Genomic DNA, 24,306 nt, shown 5'->3' on the forward strand with positions numbered 1-24,306 from the left:
TATGCAGCCAGAAGACGAGCGTGGTTTCGGGCTGCAGCAGCTTCCGCGGGGCGTCATTTCTGCGTCGGGATCGTGGTCTCAACGCTGGCTGTTGTCTGCGGCTTTTCCATCTTTGTAGATTGCGCGCTATGGCCTGGACAGTCCGCCATCGCAAATGTCACGGACAAAACGAGCGCTGCTGTCGTCAAGAAAGCGAGTTTCATGGCTGTCTCCTGGCTTTTGTTTGGTGCATTGACGCAGCCATCCTAGCAAATTTTGCGCGGCGAGTCTGTTCACGTCTCACTTGTCCATCCTGGCCGCAACGAACCCAGCCCTTGTCTGAACGGGCTTACGCCTTGAGATAATGAATATGCGGGCGCAGCGAATGGGCGGAAATCTCAACCCGCGCATCGACATGAAACACCTCCTTGAGCAGCCTCTGATGGATCACCTCTTCGGGTGTGCCATAGGCCACAATCCTTCCTGTCTGCAGCACCATCACCCTATCACAGAACATTGCCGCATGGTTGAGGTCGTGCAAGGCGATGATGCTGGTGATTGGCAGGCTGGAAATCAGTTTCAAGAGGCTCATCTGGTGCTGAATATCGAGATGATTGGTCGGCTCGTCGAGAATGAGTTCCTGTGGTTTCTGCGCCAGAGCCCGCGCGATATGGGCGCGCTGCTTCTCGCCACCCGACAGGCTCTGCCAATGATCCTGTCGCTTGTCCTGCATGCCGGTGCGCGCAAGTGCATCCTCGACCGCATTTTCATCGGTCCCCGTCCAACCAGAAAACATCGATCTGTGTGGAAAGCGGCCGAGCCTGACCACGTCAAGCACCTTCAGATTGGCATTGGTGGTGGCATGTTGCTCCACAAAGGCCACGCGCTGCGCAAGCTTGCGCCGCGGAATGGTGTTAAGATCAGCCGCATCCAGAACCACGCGGCCACTGCTTGGGCGCTTCAACCCGGCGAGCAGGCGCAGCAAGGATGTCTTGCCCGAGCCATTGGGTCCCAAAAGCCCGAGCATCTGCCCGGGCGTTGCCGCAAATGACACGCCATCCAGCACGGTCTTGCCGCCAATTTTGAAGGTGATATTGTCCGCCTTGATCGTCATGCTGCGCGCTGAAACCGGTAAAGAATGATCGAAAAGAACGGCACGCCAACCAGGGCCGTCACCACGCCAATCGGAAGAACCTGCTGCGGAACCAGGGCGCGCGAGGCAATATCGGCCAGCACCATGAAAATCGCGCCGCCGATCGCACAGGCCGGCAGCAAGCGGATATGCAACGGCCCAACCAGAAAACGCGCCGCATGCGGGACAACCAGTCCAACAAAGCCAATGGAACCGACCATGCTGACAATGGTCGCTGTCATCATCGCGGTCAGCGCAAACAACACAATGCGGGCGCGCCCAACGTGAACACCCAGCGATGCCGCGGCCTCGTCACCAAAGGCAAATGCGTCCAGCACCCGCGCATAAAACAGACAGATCAGCAGCCCCAGGCCGATCACCCCGCTCACCAGCAGAAATTCCGGCCAGCGCACGCCGCCAAAGCTGCCAAGCAGCCAGAACATAACGTCGCGTGCCTGCTGGGCATTGCCGGATGTGGTGACGATATAGGAGGTTGCGGCATTGAAAAGCTGCGAGGCCGCGACCCCCGCAAGTATGGTGCGATCGGCGCCGCCGCGCGTCCCATTGGAGAGAAGGGCAACAAACAGGAATGCAAGAAAGGCGCCTGCAAACGCGCCCGCTGACAGCGACAGCGCACCCGCCCCCAGTCCGAGGATCACCACGGCAACCGCACCCGTCGAGGCACCCGCCGAAATGCCCAGCACATAGGGTTCGGCCAGGGGATTGCGCAACAGCGATTGCAGGATCGCACCCGACAAGGCGAGACCTGCCCCGCAGAAGGCCGCGACCAGCGCACGGCTCAGGCGATAGTCCCAGATCACGGTCTCATGAATGCGGTTGAGTTCAACACCACTCCAGCCAAGCCGATTGGTCACAGCGAAAAACGTCGTGGACAGCGGGATCGGCAGATCGCCAATCCCCGTGCTGATGCCCACCACGAGGAAGATTGCCAACAGCGATGCCAGGAGCACGATAGCACCCGTTACGCCTGTCCAAACGCTCCGGCGATACGCCATCACTGAAGCAGACCGAGCGCTTCGAGCTGTTGAGCGACCTGTTCCGCGCCATAAAGGGTGCGGATCGTTGGGTTCATCGCCTGTCCGTCCATAACCACAATGGCCCGGTTCTTGACCGCCGGCATTTCCTTGACCGCCGGGTCGGAATTCAGGAAGGCGATCTTGGCTTCCGGCTTGTCGAGCTCCCAGCGATTGCGATCCAGATTGGCGACAACGATGACATCAGGATCGGCAGCGATGATGCTCTCCCAGCCAAGCGTTGGCCATTCGGCTTTGGCCTTGATGGCATTTTCCCCGCCCAGTATATCGGCAATATAACTGGAGGCGCCATTGCCGCCACCCAGATAGGCGTCAGCGGAAGGCGACTGGCTGGAGAACCAGAACACGTAACCAAGCTTCTTGCCACCGGTTGCAACACGGCCCCGCAGCGCGGTCTCACGCGCCTTGAAATCGGCGATCAGCGCCTGGCCGCGATCGGCCACATCAAAAATCTGCGAAAGCTCGTCAATCTCCTGATAGAGAAGATCCATGGTCCATAATTGCTCGCGACTGCCATATTCATCCTTGACCTCAGTGGTGCTCAGGCAGGTGCTTGGCGACAGATAGCTCGGGACGCCGACCTTGTCGAAATCCTCGCGTTTGGCGACCTTGCTGCTTGGACCCACCAGGCTGGGCAGCGCTGCGGCAACAAAATCCGGGTCCTGCGCAAGCAGCGATTCAAAAGTCGGGAACTCGACGGTCAGCAGCTTGACTTTGGCATTGGCGCTCGCAAGCTCCGGCAGAACCTTGCTTGGCCAGAAAGCGGTGGCTGCCATCCGATCCTCAAGACCGAGCAGAAGCAGGATCTCGGCGCTGTTTTGTCCAAGCCCGATGGCACGCTGCGGCGCCTTGTCAAAGCGAATCTTGGCACCGCAATTCTCAAGCACCAGCGGATACTGCGTCGGAGCCGCGGCAGCAAGATCGAACGGGAATGCCAACAGAGCCGAAAAGCACGCGGCGGCCAGAAGAGACTTCATTGTGATCACGGGGGGAGGTCCTCGGTTTCATGCGTGGCGTATCAGGGCCAGTTCGGCCCGGTTGTCCTATAATCCGAATGAATGGACCAAAACAAGAGCAGAGAACTCATATTTATCGGCTTTCACGCCGGCAAAGCGCTGCAACGCCAATCCCATCCCCGCGCTCGCGGATCTTGCAGCAACAGGACAAAAATGCAGCGCGCGCGAATTCACACGCCCACCCGCAGGACGATCACGATCGAACAGGCTGCGTTGCGTTGGAGCTGCGCGCCAAGCCGTGGCTCACAGTCTCCTAGCCGAAGCTGCCGGCGTTGGACAATCTTACTCGGGACAATAAACGCGAGCGCCGTCATCTTTTGCAAACAGCACGCAGGGTCCCTGTGAGCCGCGCGGGTCATAGGCAAAGCCTTTGTCGGTCAGGGCCTGGGTGATGTCGCGGATGCCGGCAAGGCCGTAAAGATGGTCGTGCAATTCGAGGAAAACGCGATCAATACCTGGCAGAGCAGCGTTGGAAAGCAGATCGCGTTCCGCTCCCTCAATGTCCATGACGAGAACGTTGATGGCGTGAGCGGTGATGAAATCATCAATATTGGCGGATGGCAGTTTTATACAGGTCTCATAAGGACCCTGGGTTTCATCCATCGATGACATCCACAGATCCTGCCTGACATAAAAGACATGCGATCGCGGCTCTCCTGCAGTGAGAATGCCCTGGTTCAAGACGACGTTGTGGATTTCATTGGCCGCAATCACCCGTGCGGCGAGGGCGGCCGTGGCCGGGTTCGCCTCAAACGCCCAGACTTTGACATCGTCAATGCTGGCGATGGTTGCGGTGATGATGCCGATGCCCGCGCCCAGTTCCAGAACCCGGTCGCCGGGTTTGACCGCCTTGAAGACCGACCGCGCCTCCTTGGCCTCATAAGACTGGTTTTCAAGAGCCTGCCAGATGATCGGAGAAACCTCCTCCGATGTGATCGGCACACGAATGCCATGTACGTTCAACACGTCTTTGCCCGGTTTCCCTGCGTCTGACGCAGTCGAGTTTGCGATGGCACCTGACCTAGCTGATTTGCAAGGCCGCCGCCAGCGCTAAGCGATGCGACCGATTGAGAGGATCAAATCGCCGCTTTCAGATCGTAGCGGTTGCTTTGATGCATATTGCGGAGTTTTGATGCCGGAACCGGTTTGCCGATCAGATATCCCTGCACCTGATCGCAACCCAGCCGCTTGAGACATTCAAACTGTTCTTCGGTCTCGATCCCTTCGGCAATGGTGATCATTTTGAGGCTGCGTCCGACGCCGGTCACAAGTTCGACAATCGCCAGCGCGTCAAGGCGCGTGGTGACATCGCGGACGAAGGAGCGGTCGATCTTGATCTTGTCAAACGGAAAGCCGCTCAGACTGCCCAGAGAGGAATAGCCAGTGCCGAAATCATCCATGGCAATCTGGATGCCGAGCGCCTTCAATTGCCGCAACGTATTGAGCGTCTGCTCATTCTTGTCCAGCAGGACAGATTCGGTAATCTCGAGTTCCAGCCGATCGGCTGCAAGCCCGGTTTGCTCCAGAACCTGCGTGACACTCTCAATCAGGCCCGCGCTGCGAAACTGCACCGGCGAAAGATTGACGGCTATCTTTAACGGCCTGTTCCATTTTACCGCTTCAAGACATGCTGCCCTGAGCACCCATTCCCCCAGCGTATTGATAAAGCCGATCCGCTCGGCAACCGGGATGAACTCCATTGGTGAAACCGCGCCACGCACAGGATGGTTCCAGCGAACCAGCGCTTCATAGCCACAGATCTCCCTTGTGTCTGTCCGCGCCTGCGGTTGATAGAAGACGGTCATTTCCCCGTTGAGCAGCGCCTTTTGAAGATCCGCTTCAAAGGATTTCTTCTCGCGCAACCGCGTTTGCATCTGCGACCGGAAGATACTGGCATGGCCCGGTCCGAGCGCCTTGGCTTCATAAAGCGCAAGATCGGCATGTTTGAACAATTCTTCCGTATTGGGCTCGCCCTGCGAGATCGCGACACCGACGCAGGTTCCAATCTTGATTTCCAGCTCGCCGATCAGATAGGGTCGGCTGATGGCCTCCATCAAATCCGATGCAAGTGAGAGCGCGTCCGTTTCGGAAATGCCGGTGGTTAGAAGCGCGAACTCGTCGCCGCCCAACCGGCAGACCACGTCACCATCCCCACCAATCTTTGCCAATCGACTGGCAACCGCCTGCAGCAAGGCATCGCCGACATCATGGCCGAGCGTGTCGTTGACGTCCTTGAAACCGTCGAGATCAAGAAGCAGGATCATTGCCGACTGCCGGCCGCTCTGCGCTGCGCGTAGCCGCTCCTCCAGATCTTGCCGAAACAGCACGCGATTGGGCAAACCCGTTAGCGCGTCGTGATGGGCATCATGTTCAAGGCGGTAATTCTGGGATTGCAACTCGCCGGTCGCTTGCTGAAGGTCATTGGTCAGTCGTTGCATCTTGCCATGCGCGCGATCCAGCAGCTTGTTGTGGCGCAACAACAGCAGCACAAGAACAACACCACACAGGATCAAACCGGCTGCAAGTCCTGTATAGATGAGATGCAGTTGCCGCACTTCCGCCTGGGCAGTGTCGATGAGGCCGACATCATACTCAACCGCTGCGGATGCAAGCGCAGTCATCGGGCCGTCAAGCGTGGCCATGGCCTGCAATTGCTGTTTGAGCGTCTCGCCATCCAACTGCTCGAAACCGGTGTCAAGCTCGTGCAGGCGGCTGCTGAGCGCAAGAAACAGCGCGCGGCGCTGCGGATCATCCTGAATGAAGGCGCGCAGATTGCCCTGCTGGAGCAATTCAAGGCGTCCCAGCATGATGTCAAGCCGCAGACGCGCCTCTTCGCGCTGCTCATCGGTTGGATCAAGTGCATAGGCGGCCAGGACGTGCTCCAGCCGCATATATTCCGATACGGTCTGGCCGATCGACCAGGAATCATTATAGCGCGAGAATTTCTGAAGCGCAGTCTGTCGCTCGGCAATGACATAGGCAATATAAGCCGTTGCCAGCACGAAACAGAATATAATCACGCCCAGGATACGTCTCACATTTTGCCTCTATTCAACGATGAGCTTGGCTACCTGCCATGCAGAGCGCGTGTAGTAGGTCTGACTCTGGAGCTGCGGGTCGCTGTCATATGGGTAAATGATGAACAGCGGCCCCTTGTCGCGGACCGCCATGTAATTGCCATCGCGCTTCATCGCGAGAATGACGTTGAATTTCTTGAAATCCTCCATCGGCAACGAACTGACATAGTCGTTCAACGCCACCGCAGTCACCTTCGTTCCCTCGGCGCCGACCAAATGCATCAGCTTGTCGATGGATACGCCCTCAAAACGCACACGACCATCATACCAGGGATTAGCCGTTTCAACGGTTTCAAGGCCGAGCGCTTCCAGCATGTCGCGGTCAAACTGGGCAGTATCGCCGACATTGGTATTGGCAATCTTGCCGGATATCACCAGGATGGGCTTTCCTGCAGGCCTGGCAAGCGGCTCAGCTTGGGCACCGCCATTCCACGACAGTGACAAACACAGGCAAAGCGACAGGCAAAGGGATAGGCAAAAAAAGGAACGAATAAGCTTCATCGCATTTCTCCATGATAGGTAAGATCACTAAAGAGAATTGCCTAAATCAATGTGAAGATGGCATATTTTATCTATATATTCACGTGCTTAAATAATCCGGTCCAGCACTATTTCCAGTTTGTGCACAAGTCCCGGTTTGTCGCACAGCACAACCCATTGCGTGTTTCGCGCGGGACGGGTGCTTTGACGCCTGCTCCAATCAGGGTCCTTTGATCGGGTGTTTGATCGGGTGGTGGCCGGACTTGTGTTGAAGCGCCGCGACGGCCGATCGAGAGCGGCGCATTTGCAGCGACATTCTCGAAAATATCAGTGGCCAGGCTGGCGGCGCCGACGATAGCCGTCAGCTCGTGGTCAAGGGTGCAGTCAACTCTGGGGGTGGGATGGCAATGGCGGAAATCAGAACAGGGTTGACAGGCGACCTACTAGAAGGTAGGTAGCGATATGACCGCATACTCAACAACCGCCGATGATATTCTCGCCTGCGCAAAACGCCTGATCCTGAAGGGCGGCTATAACGGTTTCAGCTATGCCGACATCGCCGCGGTGGTGTTGATCCGCAAGGCCAGCATTCACCACCATTTTCCCAGCAAGCTCGATCTGGTGACCGCTCTCATTCATCGCCACCAGACGGAAACGAAAGCAGGGTTCGCCCAGCTTGAGGCCGCGATCGCGGAACCTGACGGGCAATTGCGCGCCTATATCCACTATTGGCGCGACTGTATTGCGGGCGGGGAAACGCCGTTTTGTGTCTGCGCATTGCTGGCAAGCGAATTGCCGGTTCTGCCTGAGCCGCTGATTGTCGAGGTCAAGGCCTATTTCAAGTCCTTGTCGCGCTGGTTGACCGCCGTGCTGGAGCGCGGACAGGCGGATGGCTCGATCCATCTCAAGCAATCGCCGCAGATCGAGGCTGAAACCTTCATGGCTGGCGTGCATGGCGCCATGCTCTCGGCACGCGCCTATGGCGATCCGAGCATGTTTTCGACAATTACCGAACCGCTTTTGCAGCGCCTGATCGAGCGATGATTAAGTGATGATCGCGCGCTGATTCCGAAGGGCGCGATGGGCGCCCAACTGCTCTGAAAATCTACCTTCTAGTAGGTATGCCCGTTCATCAAGCCGCTTGTTTACTGGAGTTTTACCATGTTTGGAATTTCCCCCCTGGGCTGGTTGCATACGCTGGGCAGTCTCCCGGCAATCCCGCTGGCCCTATACATGTTCCTGCGCTACGGTCGAATTGTGCCTGCATCCTTGGCGGGCAGGCTCTATCTGCTGTTCATGCTGATTGGCGCATTGACCACCTTTCTCGTCGCGCGACAGGCGGTGAGCGCAATCATTGGCGCCGTGACGCTCTTAGTCCTGATCGCCGGCTACAGCGTTGGCCGCCTCAGATCTTTGGGCGCTGCGTCGCGCTATATCGAAACGCTGCTGCTCAGCCTGTCAGCCTTTCTGCTGATGGTGCCAGCGGTGAGCGAGATCCTGCGCCGTGTTCCCGAAGGCCACCCTCTGGTGACCGACTTGCAATCGCCGCTATTGCTCGGGGCCCAGGCGGGATTGCTGGTTCTTCTGGTCCTGGGCGTCACGCTGCAGTTCATCGCTCTTGGCCGTCGCAAAGGCCGGCCGCTTTAAATGATCCCGATGCGCCATCAGCCGCGTCTGCGGACGCGTCTCGCCATGGCCCGAAAAGCTTCCATTCCGGACGAAATGATCCGCGCTCAGCCAAGCGCGCTTGCCCGCTGTTCTAGTCGTCCTGGCGCTCCAGATAGGGCAGGTCATATGGCTCGATCGTGCCGGCAATGGTTTGAACGCGCAGCATCGCGCGCTCATGTGAAATCTTGAGATGATCGACCAATGCCGCCTGCGCGCCCTTGAGATTACCCGATTGCAATGCATCTACAATCGCCAGATGCTCCGGCAAAAATGGCTCTGTCTCAAAAAGTTGCGAGGTCCATTGATAGAGGAAGTGGTGGGCGACCAACAAGGTCTGTGGCAGTCGCACCGCTTCCAGAAGCGCCTGGTTGTCACAATATCCAAAGAGCTCGACATGAAGCTCCTGTTCCAGCGCGTCCAACGTTGCCGCGCTCACCTGCGCGGCGAGCGTGGCCGCCTCGAGATTGGCGCGTAACCTATTGAGCAGACCCTCGGGAAGACGCGGCAGCGCCTTCTCAAGCGCCAGCGGCTCAAGAACCCAACGCAGTTCGAACAGATCATGCAGGCGCTTGTCAGTCAGTGCCGGCGCAAGCCAGCGACCGCCTTCCGCCTTGTCGATGATGCCCCGCTGCTGCAAACGCGCCACCACGTCACGTGCAACCGTCCGACTGACACCATAATGCCTGGCGAGCGCCAGTTCATTGACCCGCCAGCTGGCAATCGAGGTGCGGGCAAAAATCTCCCGCTCGATCTCACTATAAATGCGTTGCCAGCTCGGCAGAAACTGGATCGGGCCGCGCTTGGCAGCGCCTCCCTCATCAAAGCCTGTCTGCCCCCCAAATGCGGACACCACATAACCGCGGCGGCCCTGTTCCTTTGCGAGCAGGCCCTGCGCTGCAAGTTCGACAAGTGCCTGGCGCGCGGGCGCGCGACTGATGCCGAAATGCTCAGCCACCCAGGTCTCCGACAGGCGCTGGCCTTCGACCAGACCACCATTGGCGATGTCGAGCGCAAGCCTGTCGCGCGCACTCTGATAGAGCCTGGGTGCTGCACCCCGCATCACAATGTCCTTCCACTGATCGGCCGCATTGCTCTCGCTATCCGCGACTGCGCAGATGAATAGGCAGGCCCACAACCGGTTTCAGATCCAGAAAGACCACGTTCAACGCATTGAGTAAAGTGGCCTTTCGCATTCTTGCCGTGCTCAATCGCCGAGGACGGAGCACGACGAGAGGTGATCCTGCACGGCCGCTGAGCGCTAGGATTTTTCATGACAGACTGCGTTGACAGAGATTATTGTATAGTGCATGCATAAGACATTATGAGCTGGAGGAGTATCATAATGCAGCAGTCTGATCATGAGGCCGCCTTTTCACTCAGCGCGCTTGAGCGATTTTGCACGGAAGTTCTCACCGCCTGTGGCGCTGATGATGCGACCGCAAATGCCGCAACCCGCGCCATGATGCACGGCACCCGCCTGGGCGTGGACAGCCACGGTGTCCGTCTTTTGTCGCATTATGTCACCGCACTGCTCGGCGGCCGCATTAACAAGACACCAAGCCTTCGGGCGGTCCGCAGTCTCGGAGCCATCGAAACGCTCGATGCCGATCATGCCCATGGCGCTCTTGCGACTTTTACCGCGATGGCGCGGGCGACCGCGCTTGCCGATCAGTTTGGTATCGGTGCTGTCGCTATTCAGAACAGCTCGCATTTCGCCGCCGCCGGCGCCTATGCGCTTGAGGCCGCGCGTCAAGGTTATATTGGCATAGCGGTCTGCAATTCCGATAGCTTCGTGCGTCTGCATGATGGCGCCATGCGTTTTCATGGCACCAACCCTATCGCGGTCGGCGTTCCCACCACCGGCCCACAGCCCTGGCTGCTCGATATGGCCACAAGTTCAATCCCCTATAACCGCGTCATGCTCTATCAGAGCCTCGGCGTGCCGCTGCCACAAGGCGTGGCCTCCGATGCGGATGGCGTCGACACGCTTGAGGCAGAGAAAGCCGCCATGCTGGCACCAATGGGTGGTGAATTCGGCTTCAAGGGGGCAGCGTTGGCAGGGCTTGCAGAAATTCTCAGTGCCGTTCTCACCGGGATGACATTGAGTTTCGATATCGCGCCGATGGGCGGGCCGGATTTTTCCACCCCGCGCAAAATGGGGGCCTTCGTCCTTGCGCTCAAGCCGGGCGCCTTTATCGACCCTGCGCTGTTTGACGCCGGCATGACCCGCTATCTTGATATGCTGCGCACATCGCCGGCCCGACAGTCCTGCACTGTCATGGCCCCGGGCGATCGCGAATGGCAGGTGGCAGAACAGCGTGATGCGCACGGTGTGAAGATCGATCCGGTGACCATGCAGTCATTTGCCGATCTGGCAGAACGGTTCCGCGTGGCTCCGCCCGCGCCGATTGAACAATCGGCCTGACCACCGCCTGCTGCCCGCATTGACCAGCGAAGATACATCCCGGGAGGAAATTGGGAATGGACACTTCAAAAAAGGCGCCATTTGGTGCCACACGCTTCCGTTACTTCATTCTCTTCATGTGTTTCATCGGCATTGCGATCAATTATCTTGACCGCGCCAATATGAGCGTCGCGCTGCCTTTCATCGATCAGGAACTCGGCCTCAACCTCACCAATACCCAAAAGGGGCTGATCCTGGGGGCTTTTTTCTGGGCCTATGACGGCATGATGCTGTTTGCCGGCTGGATTACCGACAAGCTGGGGGCGCGCAAAAGCTTTTCCCTTGCCGCAGTGTGGTGGTCGGTCTTCACCGCGTTGACGCCGCTTGCCAACAGCTTCTGGAGCTTTTTTACCGTTCGCTTCTTTCTCGGCGCCGGCGAGGCGCCCGCCTATCCCGCAGCAACCAAAGCGGCATCGCGCTGGTTTCCCAGAAACGAACGCGCCTTCGCAACAGCCGTCATTGATTCCGGCTCGCGTGTTGGGACCGTGTTGGCTTTGCCGATCGTCACCTCGATCATCGCCTTTGCGACATGGCATTATTCCTTCATCATCCTGGGCGCCATCGGCATCGTCTGGGCGCTGCTGTGGTATAAAACCTATCGCGATCCCAATGACCATCCACGCGCCAATGATCTCGAGCGTCAATATATTATTCAGAATGGCGCCCGGACCGACGACAATGACGATCTGGAAGCCCGCAAAATCCGCTGGATCGATCTGTTTCGCTACCGCACTGTCTGGGGGATGATGCTCGGCTTCTTCTGCCTGAACTTCGTCATCTATTTCTTTCTGACCTGGTTTCCGACCTATCTGAAGACGGCACGCGGTCTCAACCTTACCGAGCTCGGACTTTACGGCATGTTGCCCGGGCTTGCGGCGGTGGTCACCGCCTGGATCGCCGGCCTTCTCGCCGACCGGGCAATCCAAAGCGGCGCCAACGTCACCACCGTGCGCAAGACGGTGATGGTGGGCGGCATGCTGGGCGGTGCAGCCATTTTGCCCGCCGCAATGGTTGAATCGCTTTACGCCGCGCTGTTCTTCCTCGCAGTTTCCTATAGCAGTCTCGCCATCGCCGCGACTGCGATCTGGTCGCTGCCGGCCGATGTTGCGCCAAGCTCGCACCATGTCGCATCGATTGGTGGCATTCAGAATTTTGCCTCCAATATCGCCGGGATCATCAGCCCGTTTCTGTTCGGATTCCTGCTCGATCAATTCGGAGGCAGCTACACGCCGTCCTTTCTGATGGCGGCAATCATGGCTGTGGTCGGCGCCTTTTCCTACGCCTTTATCGTCGGCCGTGCCGAACCGCTTCCCGTGCTTCCGCCGCGCCAATAGGCGAGATCATCGCCGCTCAGCAGCTCAGCCGCCGCTGAGCGGCCACTTGACGAGGCGGGGTCGCAGCGCCTTTGCTTAACGCTCACGCCGAACCTGACCGCCTTGTTCCTGCGATCGAATGGGACGCGGCAGGGTAGCAAATGTCTGCTCGCGCCAGGGATTTTTCCCGTCACGCAACCATCCGATGCTCTGCTGCCAGAAGCCCATGCGATGGCGATCGTGAAAAAGATCAAAATGCCCGATGCGGGCGCAGTGATAATCGGCCGGCGAAATCCTAATCAGCTGCGCATGCGCAGCGCTGTAATATGCCAGTGCGCGACGGATTGCCGGCTCAGTCGCTAGGGGGTCGTCGCGCACGGCCACGGCGAGAATGGGTGCGCGGAAAGCGCTCAGACTGTTGAGCACCCCGCCGCGCAATGCCTCCGGATAGCTTCGTTCAAAACGGGATCGACGCCCACTCCATTCATTGGCAACTCCTTTGGGCAGATCTTCAAGCCAACCCAGCCGTTTGCCGGGGAAATATCCAAACAATGCGGTGAGCGCAGGCATGACGACGTGCCACTTGAAGAAAAGCTGCAGTCTCCGACTTTTCTGATAGTCGCCCCACCATGCAAATTGCGCGCCCACCGTCAACATCCGGCTGATCAGAATATGGCTCGGTGCAAGACCGGGGAGAAACCCGCCGATGCTGTGACCGATTACCTGTGGCGGCAGCCCGCTATGCGCATATGTGAACCGCAACACCGCCTCAAAATCCTTCTCCCCCCAGTCATGCCAGCGAAACGAGCTGTGCCTGAGGCTTGCCGGGCGCGACGCACCGATCCCGCGATAATCATAGGTCAGCACCTCAAAGCCGTGCTCTGACAGAAATTGTGCATAGCGATGATAGTAATCTGCGCGCACACCCGTCGCCGGATTGATGATGACGACGCCGTGTGCTCGCTCATCCGGCGGGGTCCATCGATGTCCGTGCAGCCGGACACCATCGACACATTCGATCACGATGCTTTGTGGTTTCAGCTTCATCACGCCTGACGCTCCGCTGTTGGGGCTCCGTCAGCAGAATGAAGCCAATACCTCCTTGAGTATATTCACTAGTGGGTATACATAACGTCGATGGCTTTAAACAATGCATCCACACGTGAGCGCATCATTGCGGCGGCATCGGTGCTGTTTCACCAGCAGGGCATCAGGGCGGCAAGCGTTGATCTCATCGCCGAACGCGCCGGGCTTACCAAGCGGAGCCTCTATTATCATTTCCGCAGCAAGGACGATCTGATCGCCGCCTGCCTCGAGGCGCGTGACGCGCCAAATCTCTTAATCCTCAAGCAATGGTATGCCCGCAGCCCCGGTGACGTGGCGCAAAAGGTCAATGGTATTTTCTTAAGCCTCGCACGCGCCGCCCGCCGTAAAGACTGGAAAGGCTGCGGGTTTCTGCGCAGTGCGGTCGAACTCGCCGAGTTCCCGGGTCATCCGGCTCTGGTTGCGGGACGGACACATAAGAAGCGCGTTGAAGCCTGGTTGTGTTGCATGCTGGCAGGTGATGAAAATACCGCCGATGCAAAAAGGCTCGCCGCTCAGATCATGCTCCTGCTCGACGGCGCCTTTGCCACCGTGCTTCTTCATCGCGAACCGGCTTATTTCGAGACGGCCGGGCTTGCTGCCATGACGCTGATCCACAACGCCAACACCGACACCAACACCTGACTGTGGCGCATGTTCGAAAGGCTGTCATTATGGGCCGGGCGCAACAGTGGGGGCCATCACCTCGGTCCAGTCGTCAATGAAGCGCTTGCGCTGTGCGCCGTCCTGGGTTGCAAGCAGGGCAGGGCCAATGCGCACCAGGCGTCCCACCCCGCTTTCGATCAGCGATGGTGGTCCATCGACGCCGGAAGGCAGACTGCCATCACGCGAAAAGAAAAACGCTTGCTCACGCGCCACCCGCCGCCCGCGCTCGGACAGCAGATAATCGAGAAAACGCGCGGCCAGCGCCGCCTGGCGGGCCTGTTTTGGAATCAACGCCGCGCGACTTAAAACCAGCGTATAATCACGCGGCAGAACAATTTTGAGCTTGGGATTGCGCAGGCTTGCGGCATAGGCATAGGAACCAATGATATTATAGCCGATATAGATCTTGCGCTCGTCCAGATCGCTCAGGATCGAATTGTTGCAGCAACGCAATTGCGTGTCCACACGGCTCATGCTCTCCAGCAAGCGACCATAGGCGGTCGAATTCTGTTCCGCGTCAAGAAAGGCCAACAAATAGCCGACGCCCGATTCCCGCAGGTCGTAGGTGGCAACATGACGGCGGTAGAATTCCTGCTTGCGCCGCAACAGATCAGCGAGTTCAGCCCGGGTATGCGGGACCTCCTCCGGATCGACATAATCGCTGTGATAGACAATCACCGAGGGCTCGAAGGTAAAGCCATAGACCTCGTTGCGCCAGTTACTGGCATGATTTTCAGCGGCGCGCGTCTGCGCGGAGACATGGGCCAGCGCGCAGCCGTCATTGGCAAGCTTCACCATCTGATCAACCGAAGAAGACAGCAACAAATCACCGAAATTGCTGCCTTCGCGACAGGCTTTGTCTGCCTCGCGATACAATTGATTGGTGACGAAGTCGGTATAATCGATCGCGACATGCGGTTCGCTTGTCTGAAAATCGCGCAACAGCGGCTTGAGTGCCGAGGTGTCGGCCGCGCCATGGATCACCAGGCGGGCATGTTCCGTGTCAACTGCCGGAAAATGGGTTGTCGTTCCTTCATCCGACTGGGCCTGCGCATAGCTTGCTAGCCCTGAAAGCAGCAAGGCAAACAAACAAAGTCTCACCGTCCATCCTCCCCTGCGCGCGGTAAATCCAGGATCACCGTGAAGCCGGTCTCGCCCTTCTCGCGAAAGCGGAGGATCCCGTCATGAGCCGATGCAACCTCTGCCGCGATGGCAAAACCAAGCCCCGAGGCGGCGCCAGCCTTGGGTGATGCGGCATTGAACCGGCGTGCCATCTGATCCCAGTTTTCTGGTGCGATGCCCGGACCGTCATCCTCGACTTCAACGCAGATACGCTTATCCATCCGCCTGACGCGCACGTCGAGCCGCGAGATCGCGCCGTGGCGGAGCGCATTGCTGATGATATTGGCGATGGCTTCGCGCAGGCTGACGGGATCGCCTCGGACCATCAGTCCCGTCTCCGCGGCCTCAAATGATATCACCATGTCAGGGTCGATCGTCAGCGGGATCGCATGGTGAAATGCCGCTCGACTGACCTCAACCAGATTGATGACCTCAAGCTGCACCACCCCGGCACGATGAATGACCATCGCATGGCTGAGCAACTGGTTGGTCAATCGTGCCAATTCGCCTGTTCTGCGCTTGATGCGCCGTGTGCGTTCGCGGTCAGCTTCGCTCATGGCATCGGCATCCAGCATATCGACCTGAGCGGCAAGTGCCGTCAAGGGTGTGCGGATCTGATGGGCTGCATCGGCAATGAATTGCTGCAGTCGCACCACCCGTAGATCCAGTCTTGTCATGAAAGAATTGATCGCACCGACAAAAGGCCGCAACTCAGCGGGTGCCGGTGTCTGCATCGGCGTCAGATCCTCCGGATTGCGTTGCCGCAGCGCGTCAGCAAGGCTGGTGACAGGCTGCAGCGCATAACGCACCGCCAGGAATGTCCCGGCAAGTCCGAGCAAAACCATGACGCCGACGATCAGCATTGCGCCTTGTGTGACTTCAGCGGCGAGAGCGCGCCGCGCCTCGGTGGTTTGCGCCAGCACCACATAGACCCAGCCTGCCTCGGCCTGATCGGCCAGCGCCCGTGCGACCGTGATCATCCGCACCTCGGCACCGCGATAGATTTCTGTTGCAAGTCTTGGCTGACGCCGCGCAGCGCCAAGATCATCCTGGATATTCAAATCCGGATATCCGCTCACAACCGCACCATCGGGTCCGACAATGCGATAAAAAATCCTGTCTCTTTCCGCAAATCCCAGCAGTTCAAAGGCAGAGGGAGGCAGATTGATGATCAACTGGCCATCAATCTGGGTGACGCCCTCGGCAATCTGCATGGCAGCACCCCGCAGCAGCTGGTCATAGGTCTTGTTGGCAGCGGTCTGGCCGTAAAACCAGGCCGCGGTGATCAGAATGCTTGCCCCGACCACCAGAACAAGGCCGACCCGGATAAACAGCCGCGAGAACAGCGAGGGTTCATGCGCTTTCATCGATCACCAATTGATAGCCCATCCCGCGTTGCGTCATGATCGATACGCCCGATCCCTCGATCTTCTTGCGAATTCTGCTGATGTAAAGCTCAACCGCATTGTGGTTGACCCCCTCATCGAAGCCAAACAGCGTGTCCATCAGCTCATCCTTGCTGAACAGTCGGCCGGGCCGGCTGGCAAGGACCTCCAGAATGGCGATTTCACGGCGCTTGAGCTGGACCTCGCGATTGCCGATCCGCACATTGCGGCTGTGCCGGTCGAGCTGAAGATTGCCGCAGATGATAATGTTGGTGGTCTCGCCGCTGTTGCGGCGCAACAAGACCCGGACCCGCGCCTCCAATTCGCGAAAGTCAAACGGTTTGACCAGATAGTCATCGGCACCCAGATCAAGCGCGCTGACCCGATCTTCAATCTCCGAGCGCGCGGTCAGCACAAGCACCGGAACCGGCTTCTTCGCGGCGCGCAGCCGGCGCAGGATGTCGAAGCCGCCAAGCCCGGGCAGCATGACGTCGAGAATGATCAGATCGTAATCGGTGAAGTCGAGAATCTCGGCGGCAGCCAGTCCGTCCGTCTCCCAATCGACTGAATGCCCCACCCGCACCAGCCGTTGATTGATTGCCTCCCCGACATCCCGGGTGTCTTCAACCAGAAGGATGCGCATTGCAGATAGATTGCATAGAAAAAGTCCATCGGCAACTAAAACCTGTCCATTCATGACAGGTTCCTGACAGTTTCATCGTAGAATCTCTGTATTCAGAAAGGCTATTCGTAGGAGCGAATGACTTTTCTATATCCGTGGGAGGATATCGATTTACTGAAAGCTTTAACCTGCATGAATAAATGCGGGAATACTTTATTGCGGGCAGAAAAAATCGATAAAATGTGTCAAAATGAAAGTATAGTTTCATCTTTTGACGCAGCCATCTCCCAGGCAATTGGAATCATTCTGGGAGGACCTGCACAGTGAAACGCACTCTATCTTATGGCCTGATCACCGGAACGGCATTGATCCTGTCCGCCACAGCCGGCCTTGCTGCAGCCAGTGAACTTGTTGAAGCGGCGCGCAAGGAAGGCTCGGTGACCATCTATTCCGCCACCGACCAGGCCCAGGCCCAGGCGGCTCTCGACGCCTTCGCCAAAAAATATCCCGATATTCGCGTCGACTACAATGATATCGGCACCAATGGTGTCTATAACCGGGTGATCTCGGAGGCTGCGGCGCGGCAGGTGGGGGGTGATTTGTTCTGGACATCGGCGATGGACCAGGGGATCAAGCTTGCGGTTGACGGCTATCTCGCGCCCTATCAATCAACACAAACGGCTGCTCTGCCCGACTGGGCTGTCTATAAGGACGTCGTTTATGCCACCTCGATCGAACCCATCGGCATGATCTACAACAAGACCGCGCTGAAAGAAGACAAGGTGCCGCAAACCCGCCAGGAGCTGATCGATTTCATTGCCAGCGGCGCCTATGATGGCCGACTTGCGACCTTTGATCCGGAAAAATCCGGTGTCGGCTTTCTGATCCAGACCAATGATCTTGACGAGACGCCGAACTTCTGGGACCTCACCAATGCTCTGGGGAAGGCCAAAGGCAAGTCCTATTCCTCGACCGGCTCGATGCGGGAAACCGTTGTTTCGGGTGAAAACGTGCTGGCCTATAATCTGATCGGCTCTTACGCCCTTGACTGGGTCAAAAGCGCTCCCAATCTCGGGGTGGCGTTCGGCAAGGATTACACGCCTGCCTTCTCCCGCGTGACCGGCCTGCTCAAGGATGCCCCGCATCCCAATGCCGGCAAGCTGTTTATCGACTTCCTGCTCTCACAGGAAGGCCAGACAGCGCTTGCTTCCAAGGGCATGCCAGCACTGCGCAAGGACGTGAGCGAAGGCTATAATATTGACAGCCTCAACACCCTTGTCGGCGGCAATCTCAAGCCGATCGCGCTTGATGAAACCCTGCTCAATTTCATGGATCCGCAAAAGCGGATCAAGTTTCTCACGCAATGGCGGGCTGCGCTGAAGGGCTGATAAGGCACCGCTGAGCCAGCCTGGTCCGGCCGGCTGCCCCTCACGGCAGTCAAGCCGGGCGGAACCGTCAAGGTCAGCCATCGACCGTCGCGTCGCGCACCCGATTGCGGCCTGTCGCTGAGGGGAGGGCTGGCTTCCCTTTCATCGCGCGTTTTCCCGGAGGTCAATCCATGCCGGCGGATAGCTATACTCAAAATCTCACCCACACCACCGCCCGAAACGGTGGAAAAAAGACATTGCGGGCGCCAGGCGAGGCGCTGGCGTTCCGACGGCTGGTGATCGGGCTGCTGACACTGTGCGTCCTCACCCCGATCACGCTCATCATCTATCAGAGCTTCCTCGATGGCCCGTTCTTCAGCGCCAGCGCCACGATCGGACTGAGCGCCTATCAATATATCCTTGTCGACCCGATGTTTTACGACGCCCTGTGGAACACGGTCATCATGGCCGTGGGCATGGTGGCGATCGCCGTGCCGCTGGGCGCCGCCCTTTCTTTCCTGCTGACCCGCACCGATGTGCGGTTTCGCAAGGCGCTTGAGGTGATCGTGCTGGTGCCAATGTTCATCTCGGCTTTGGTGCTTGCCTTTGGTTATACTGTGGCGATCGGGCCTTCCGGTTTCCTGTCGATCCTTGCACGAGACATTTTCGGCTTTGTGCCCTGGAATATCTATTCGCTGACCGGCATCGTCCTGGTCACCGGTCTCGCCCATGTGCCGCATGTCTATCTTTACGTCTCTGCAGCCATGCGCAACCTGCCATCGGATCTGGAAGAGGCCGCCCGCATCACCGGCGCTCCGATCTGGCGGGTGTGCTACGATGTCACCGTGCCGATGGTGATGCCAGCCCTGATCTTCGCCACCGCGCTCAATCTGCTGATCGGCTTTGAGATGTTTGGCGTTCCGCTGGTGCTGGGCGATCCCAGTGGCATCAATGTTCTTACCACCTATATCTATAAGCTCACCACCTTGTTCGGTGTGCCGACCTATCAGTTGATGGCCGTGGTCGTGGTACTGCTGGTTCTGCTCACCTTGCCGCTGGTCTGGTACCAGCGACGCCTGTTGCGCCATAGCCGCCGCTATGCCGCGCTGGGGGGCAAGGGCGCGCGGACCACCGTGATGCGTCTGGGTCGCGCCGGCCAGGTCATCGCCCTCTCGCTGATCGGATTCTGGTTGTTCCTGTCGGTAATCCTGCCGATCGGCGGCATCGTGCTGCGCGCATTTGTCGATGCCTGGGGGCAGGGCGTCAATCCCTTCGCGCACCTGACCACCCGGCATTTCAACGCGCTGTTTGAGGTGCCAAGTCTTTATCGCGGCGTCTTCAACACCATCATCCTCGCCGTGGTGGGAGGGGCGCTGGCGGTCGCATTCTATCTGATCGTCGGCCTCGCAGGTCATCGCAATCGCGATGTGTCAAACACCGTTCTCGACTACATGATCCTGCTTCCCCGATCCATGCCAAGCCTGATCATCGGTCTGGCCTTCTTCTGGCTGTTTCTGTTCATTCCTTTTCTGGTGCCGCTCAGAACCACGCTGATCAGCTTGTTCATCGCCTATCTCATTGTCGGCCTTTCCTACGGCCTGCGCCTTCTTCAGGGTACGCTCATCCAGGTGAGCCCGGAACTTGAGGAAGCGGCGCGCACCACCGGTGCGACCATCACCCAGACCTGGCGCGATATCGTCATCCCGATCGTTCGTCCCGGGCTGGTCGGCGCCTGGGCGCTCATCATGATCGTGTTCCTGCGCGACTATGCCACCGGTATCTATCTGATGAGCGCCGGCACTGAAGTGATCGGATCGCTGATGGTCTCGATGATCCAGTCGGGCGCGATGGACACCATTGCTGCACTTGCCTTTGTGAGTATCGTTCTTACCGGCGCAGGCCTAGGCCTCGCTCTTCGTCTGGGAGCCAAAATCCATGACTGAACTGACTGTCCAAAATGTTCATAAATATCTCGGTGGCCTGCATATCCTCCAGGGGGCGTCATTTACTGCCGAACGCGGATCCATCGTGTCGCTGCTCGGCGCATCGGGCAGCGGCAAAACCACCTTGCTGCGCTGCATTGCCGGTCTCGAACAGCCGGAGCAGGGCCGCATCAGCATCGGTGGCAAGCCGATGCTGGATGGAGCCAGCGGTTTGACTGTCGCCCCCGAAAACCGCAATATCGGCCTGGTGTTCCAGTCCTACGCGCTCTGGCCACACCGCACAGTGATGGAAAACGTCGCCTATGGGCTCAAGCTGCGCGGCATCGGCAAGGTCGAAGCCGGCAAGCGCGTTCAGGCGACATTGGAGAAAATAGGCCTCGGCCATCTCGCGGAACGCTTCCCCGACCAGCTTTCCGGCGGCCAGCAGCAACGTGTCGCGATCTGTCGCGCGCTCGTCTATGAACCGCGCGTGCTGCTGATGGACGAGCCCTTATCCAATCTCGACGCGAAACTGCGTGAAGAAGCCCGCTACTGGATCCGCAAGCTGATCCTTGATCTGGAAATCTGTGGGGTTCTTGTCACCCATGATCAGTCGGAAGCGCTTGCAGCCTCCGACAATATCCTGTTGCTGCGCAATGGCGCCATTGTCCAGGAAGGCAGCCCACAGGAAATCTATCAACGGCCAAAAAGTTTCTATGCCGCAGATTTTCTGGGCGCAAACAATGTCGCGCATGGTGAAATTCGCCGGGCCGGCGACGCTGCGGCCATTCATGGCAGCGACTGGCAGCTCGAAGGCGTGATGATCGGACAATCGGATGAAGCGCGCGACAAGGCGGTGATCCGTGTCGAACAGATTGCCGTGCATGACAGCCCCGGAGAGGCGAGGCAGCAAATGCAGCTCGACGCCTGTCTTTATCTCGGCGATCGCTGGGAATATCGCCTGCGCTCGGGCGAATTCGCAGCAAAGGCCTTCGGAGCGAAGGAATTGCCGGAAGGGCCGGTCTGGGTCGATATTCCTCGCGATAGTGTGTGGCTGTTTGCGCGCGCTTCCTGATGGTGATCGGGCTTGCGTGACGGGCCGGATTGGAGAGGTCAGGCCTCGCGAAATCGAGCAAAATCAGTGGCTTAACATCCGTACCGTAGGAAAGCCGGGCTTTATAAACACAGGGACCTGACAAAGCCCGCTGCCTTCTTTTGCGGTGGTTTTTGTCCCTTCGTTCCTGGCCGTAGGGCGGCCAGGATGCATATCAGCGCTGCGGCAGCTTCTGGGCGTGAAGCCACCTCATCCTTGCTTGAGATCCTGCAAGCCTTGCGGCCCGTGGCTCAAGGTTGATGAAGCCCTGCGTTCAACGCGATCGCGCAAGTCTATTGTCTGGATTGCGAGCGGCTCTTTGTAAGATCGGCCAGATCGATCACGATCGATGCCGCCTCGTCCTGCAAGGCGTCCTTCGCCGATTTACGGGCCTTTTCGCGCGCAAGCTCGTCGCTCAAGCTGCGTTCATTGGCCTGTAGACCATCATCAACGCTGCCGTCATCGCCATTCTCACCCTCGGCCCGCGCGCGCTTGGCCGCAGCCTCGATTTCTGCGCGCCGCTCATTCTCATTGAGCGATATGGTCGCCTTGTCGCGTTGTTTGGCCAGCGCATCGACGTCCTCCACGAAACGTTGAAACTCCGGATTGGTCTTCACCCGCTGTTCGTGGCGTTGCTGCAATTGCGCAAGCAGCGCCTTAGCGGCACCAAAGCTGCGATATTTTGCTGCTTTGATTTCCGTCCATGGCAGGGCGTTATCAAAACTTTCCTCGCCAACGGTCTTCAGATTAAACAGCCCCGGCAAGCGGATATCGGGCGTGACACCGCGCAATTGCGTGGTCCCGCCATTGACGCGGAAGAATTGAGCGATGGTGAACTTCAACTCGCCAAATTTCGGTGTCGGACTTTGGGCGACTTCATCGAGATTGACCACCGTCTGGACGGTTCCCTTGCCAAAACTCGGCTCTCCGATGACCACACCGCGGTCATAATCCTGAATCGCGGCGGCAAAAATCTCCGAAGCCGAGGCCGATCCACGATTTATAAGGACGCCAAGCGGTCCGGTCCAGGCCGCCTGCTTTAGCTTGTCGCTTTCCACCTGAATCTCACCTTTGGCATTGCGCTGCTGAACCACCGGCCCCTTGCCGACAAAAAGTCCGGTAAGGTCGATCGCTTCGCTCAACGAACCGCCACCATTGTTGCGCAGGTCGAGCAGCACTCCATCCACCTTTTCCTGCTTGAGTTCGCCAAGCAGCCGCGCAACATCGCGACTTGCACTGCGGTAATTCTTGTCGCCCTTGCGCCGGGCTTCGATATCCTCGTAAAAGGCTGGAAGTTTGATGATACCAATCTTCCTGGTCGTCTCGCCCTGCTGCAGACTAAACACCGATTTTTGTGCCGCCTGCTTGTCGAGGCTGATCTTGTCCCGCACCAGGCTTATGATCCTGTGCTGAGCATCGGGACCTGCCTCTGCCGGCAATATCTCAAGGCGCACGACCGAGTCCTTGTCACCCCGGATCAGTTGCACAACCTCGTCAAGGCGCATTCCGACGACTTCCTTGATCGCCCCGTCTTTGCCCTGGCCAACGCCCACGATACGATCGCCCACCGACAATTTGCCCGATAGTTGTGCCGGACCGCCCGCTGTCAGTTCCCGGATCGTGGTGAATTCATCCCGCTCCTGCAGCACGGCGCCGATACCCACCAGAGAGAGCTTCATGGATATGTCGAACTCAGCCGACGCATTGGCACCAAAATAATCGGTGTGGGGGTCGACCGATGTCGTATAGGCCGCCATGAACAATTGGAAAACATCGTCCGCCTTGGACTTGTTGGCGCGCGCCAGCGTGTTTTCATAGCGCTTTGTCAAAGTGTCACGAATAGCCGCATCATCTTTGCCCGCCAGCTTGAGCCGCAGCCAGTCGTTCTTGATCCTTTTGCGCCATAACGCGTCCCGCTCCGCCGCCGAGGCCGGCCAAGGCTTCTTGTCGCGCGCAATCGAATAGGTCTCGTTGGAACTGAAATCGAACTTCTCATCGAGCAAATGACGCGCAAAAGTCATGCGCTCATCAATGCGCTCGCCATAAATATTGAAGATCGCGAAGGGGATGCTCAAATCCTGGTTCTTGATACCGTCGTCGATCTCTTTGCTGCGCGTTTTGAAACTTTCAACATCGGCCTGCAGGAAAATCAGACGATCAGGATCAAGGGCATCAATGAAGCGGTCCATGATGCGGGCAGACAATGTATCATCGAGCTTGACAGGCTTGTAATGGAAACGCTGAAGAAACTCCGCCGTCAATTGCGCGGCTTCGGCCTGTTGCTGCGTGGGCTTGAGGACGGGTGCACTGCTTGGCTCGAGTGCTTTAACTGGAGAAACAATCGCCAGCAGGAGAAAGAGAGAGATAAAACCAGTACGCAAACTTTTGTCCCGCTATTGGTGTTTCAGCATCGCTTGAGCAGACTACTTGAAGCAATTAGTGCCGTTTGGCAACCTGTTCGACAGGGACACACCCGCCAAAACCTGGTTGTTGGATAGACGTTGTTGGATAGACATTGATTGGGCCAAGAGCATGACGCGCAATGTCGTCGCAGCCTCTTCACCGGCGCGCCGACTTTACCCCAGACCATACAGCGCACTGCGCTTGCAAAGTTCCAGGGTGGCTGTCGATCATGTCAGCATGTCTCACCGATAAAAGTCCCCGGTCGGATGAGGTCACGACCGGGGTTGTCATGGTGCGATGGAAAACGCCTCCGAAACCGTGACTGATGCAAATCTAGGTCGATGACGATAAAGGTCAACTGACATCGGGCTTCAATCGAGATTTACGCGGCAATAGTTTTCGTTAACCGCCTCTATGCCTGCGAAGGACGCCCGCTGCAGCGATTTCAGTCAATGCTGC

At 58.1% G+C, this 24,306-nt stretch carries 21 protein-coding genes; 8 read left to right on the forward strand and 13 right to left on the reverse strand.

The features are described 5' to 3' along the window. Positions 1 to 53: 53 nt before the first annotated feature. From ABWV94_RS19405 to ABWV94_RS19435, 7 genes are all read right to left on the reverse strand, one after another. Complete coding sequence (locus tag ABWV94_RS19405) at positions 54 to 203, reverse strand: hypothetical protein (protein ID WP_162761728.1); 150 nt, start codon at positions 201 to 203, stop codon at positions 54 to 56. A gap of 125 nt (positions 204 to 328) precedes the next feature. Next, positions 329 to 1,093 carry an ABC transporter ATP-binding protein gene (locus tag ABWV94_RS19410; RefSeq protein WP_113498140.1) on the reverse strand — a complete coding sequence of 255 codons (765 nt, stop codon included), beginning with the start codon at positions 1,091 to 1,093 and terminating at the stop codon, positions 329 to 331. Further along, positions 1,090 to 2,127, reverse strand: coding sequence for a FecCD family ABC transporter permease (locus ABWV94_RS19415; RefSeq protein WP_353415030.1), 1,038 nt, complete (start codon positions 2,125 to 2,127; stop codon positions 1,090 to 1,092). The genes ABWV94_RS19410 and ABWV94_RS19415 overlap by 4 nt, the downstream gene beginning before the upstream one ends. Continuing rightward, positions 2,127 to 3,152: an ABC transporter substrate-binding protein gene (locus tag ABWV94_RS19420; protein WP_353415031.1), complete on the reverse strand. Its 1,026-nt coding sequence runs from the start codon at positions 3,150 to 3,152 to the stop codon at positions 2,127 to 2,129. Before ABWV94_RS19420 ends, ABWV94_RS19415 begins: the two co-directional genes overlap by 1 nt. A gap of 312 nt (positions 3,153 to 3,464) precedes the next feature. Further along, entirely contained in the window at positions 3,465 to 4,148 is a 684-nt protein-coding gene (locus tag ABWV94_RS19425) for an FkbM family methyltransferase (protein WP_353415032.1), read from the reverse strand. A gap of 110 nt (positions 4,149 to 4,258) precedes the next feature. After that, positions 4,259 to 6,220 carry a putative bifunctional diguanylate cyclase/phosphodiesterase gene (locus ABWV94_RS19430; RefSeq protein ID WP_353415033.1) on the reverse strand — a complete coding sequence of 654 codons (1,962 nt, stop codon included), beginning with the start codon at positions 6,218 to 6,220 and terminating at the stop codon, positions 4,259 to 4,261. A gap of 9 nt (positions 6,221 to 6,229) precedes the next feature. After that, positions 6,230 to 6,760 (reverse strand): putative pterin-binding protein, encoded by a 531-nt coding sequence (locus ABWV94_RS19435; RefSeq protein WP_353415034.1) that lies wholly within the window; start codon positions 6,758 to 6,760, stop codon positions 6,230 to 6,232. 441 nt (positions 6,761 to 7,201) lie between these two features. Here ABWV94_RS19435 and ABWV94_RS19440 point away from each other — a divergent pair, with 441 nt between their 5' ends. After that, entirely contained in the window at positions 7,202 to 7,783 is a 582-nt protein-coding gene (locus ABWV94_RS19440; RefSeq protein ID WP_353415035.1) for a TetR/AcrR family transcriptional regulator, read from the forward strand. A gap of 117 nt (positions 7,784 to 7,900) precedes the next feature. Continuing rightward, positions 7,901 to 8,386: a hypothetical protein gene (locus tag ABWV94_RS19445; protein WP_353415036.1), complete on the forward strand. Its 486-nt coding sequence runs from the start codon at positions 7,901 to 7,903 to the stop codon at positions 8,384 to 8,386. A 112-nt stretch (positions 8,387 to 8,498) separates the two neighbouring features. Here the strand turns inward: ABWV94_RS19445 and ABWV94_RS19450 are convergent, their stop codons facing one another. Beyond that, positions 8,499 to 9,467 (reverse strand): GntR family transcriptional regulator, encoded by a 969-nt coding sequence (locus ABWV94_RS19450; RefSeq protein WP_353415037.1) that lies wholly within the window; start codon positions 9,465 to 9,467, stop codon positions 8,499 to 8,501. A gap of 282 nt (positions 9,468 to 9,749) precedes the next feature. On the opposite strand from ABWV94_RS19450, the gene ABWV94_RS19455 reads away from it, so the two are divergent. Both ABWV94_RS19455 and ABWV94_RS19460 read left to right on the forward strand, forming a co-directional pair. After that, the gene (locus ABWV94_RS19455; protein WP_353415038.1) at positions 9,750 to 10,832 is read left to right on the forward strand and encodes an Ldh family oxidoreductase; all 1,083 of its coding nucleotides are present in this window, start codon (positions 9,750 to 9,752) and stop codon (positions 10,830 to 10,832) included. 56 nt (positions 10,833 to 10,888) lie between these two features. Beyond that, complete coding sequence (locus ABWV94_RS19460) at positions 10,889 to 12,205, forward strand: MFS transporter (RefSeq protein WP_353415039.1); 1,317 nt, start codon at positions 10,889 to 10,891, stop codon at positions 12,203 to 12,205. A 75-nt stretch (positions 12,206 to 12,280) separates the two neighbouring features. Here the strand turns inward: ABWV94_RS19460 and ABWV94_RS19465 are convergent, their stop codons facing one another. Then, on the reverse strand, positions 12,281 to 13,231 hold the full coding sequence (locus ABWV94_RS19465) for an alpha/beta hydrolase family protein (RefSeq protein WP_353415097.1): 951 nt from the start codon (positions 13,229 to 13,231) through the stop codon (positions 12,281 to 12,283). Between the two features lie 90 nt (positions 13,232 to 13,321). Between ABWV94_RS19465 and ABWV94_RS19470 the strand changes: the two genes are divergently transcribed. Continuing rightward, a complete protein-coding gene (locus ABWV94_RS19470; RefSeq protein WP_113500128.1) occupies positions 13,322 to 13,912 on the forward strand; it encodes a TetR/AcrR family transcriptional regulator in 591 nt (196 codons plus the stop codon). Between the two features lie 27 nt (positions 13,913 to 13,939). Here ABWV94_RS19470 and ABWV94_RS19475 read toward each other — a convergent pair whose 3' ends face one another. The 3 genes from ABWV94_RS19475 to ABWV94_RS19485 are packed head-to-tail and all read right to left on the reverse strand — an operon-like array spanning position 13,940 to position 17,083. After that, positions 13,940 to 15,034 (reverse strand): ABC transporter substrate-binding protein, encoded by a 1,095-nt coding sequence (locus ABWV94_RS19475; protein ID WP_353415040.1) that lies wholly within the window; start codon positions 15,032 to 15,034, stop codon positions 13,940 to 13,942. After that, complete coding sequence (locus tag ABWV94_RS19480; RefSeq protein ID WP_353415041.1) at positions 15,031 to 16,422, reverse strand: sensor histidine kinase; 1,392 nt, start codon at positions 16,420 to 16,422, stop codon at positions 15,031 to 15,033. Before ABWV94_RS19480 ends, ABWV94_RS19475 begins: the two co-directional genes overlap by 4 nt. After that, positions 16,409 to 17,083, reverse strand: coding sequence for a response regulator transcription factor (locus tag ABWV94_RS19485; RefSeq protein ID WP_113500134.1), 675 nt, complete (start codon positions 17,081 to 17,083; stop codon positions 16,409 to 16,411). The genes ABWV94_RS19480 and ABWV94_RS19485 overlap by 14 nt, the downstream gene beginning before the upstream one ends. 302 nt (positions 17,084 to 17,385) lie before the next feature. On the opposite strand from ABWV94_RS19485, the gene ABWV94_RS19490 reads away from it, so the two are divergent. The 3 genes from ABWV94_RS19490 (at position 17,386) to ABWV94_RS19500 (ending at position 21,426) form a co-directional block, all read left to right on the forward strand. Further along, a complete protein-coding gene (locus ABWV94_RS19490) occupies positions 17,386 to 18,450 on the forward strand; it encodes an ABC transporter substrate-binding protein (protein WP_113500132.1) in 1,065 nt (354 codons plus the stop codon). Between the two features lie 170 nt (positions 18,451 to 18,620). Beyond that, on the forward strand, positions 18,621 to 20,372 hold the full coding sequence (locus ABWV94_RS19495; RefSeq protein WP_353415042.1) for an ABC transporter permease: 1,752 nt from the start codon (positions 18,621 to 18,623) through the stop codon (positions 20,370 to 20,372). Further along, positions 20,365 to 21,426 (forward strand): ABC transporter ATP-binding protein, encoded by a 1,062-nt coding sequence (locus ABWV94_RS19500; protein ID WP_113500185.1) that lies wholly within the window; start codon positions 20,365 to 20,367, stop codon positions 21,424 to 21,426. The genes ABWV94_RS19495 and ABWV94_RS19500 overlap by 8 nt, the downstream gene beginning before the upstream one ends. A gap of 311 nt (positions 21,427 to 21,737) precedes the next feature. Here ABWV94_RS19500 and ABWV94_RS19505 read toward each other — a convergent pair whose 3' ends face one another. After that, the gene (locus ABWV94_RS19505; protein WP_353415043.1) at positions 21,738 to 23,825 is read right to left on the reverse strand and encodes a carboxy terminal-processing peptidase; all 2,088 of its coding nucleotides are present in this window, start codon (positions 23,823 to 23,825) and stop codon (positions 21,738 to 21,740) included. Positions 23,826 to 24,306: the final 481 nt, after the last annotated feature.

Origin of the sequence: Brucella sp. NBRC 12953 (assembly GCF_040369775.1) — a bacterium.
Classification (GTDB): domain Bacteria; phylum Pseudomonadota; class Alphaproteobacteria; order Rhizobiales; family Rhizobiaceae; genus Brucella; species Brucella pseudogrignonensis.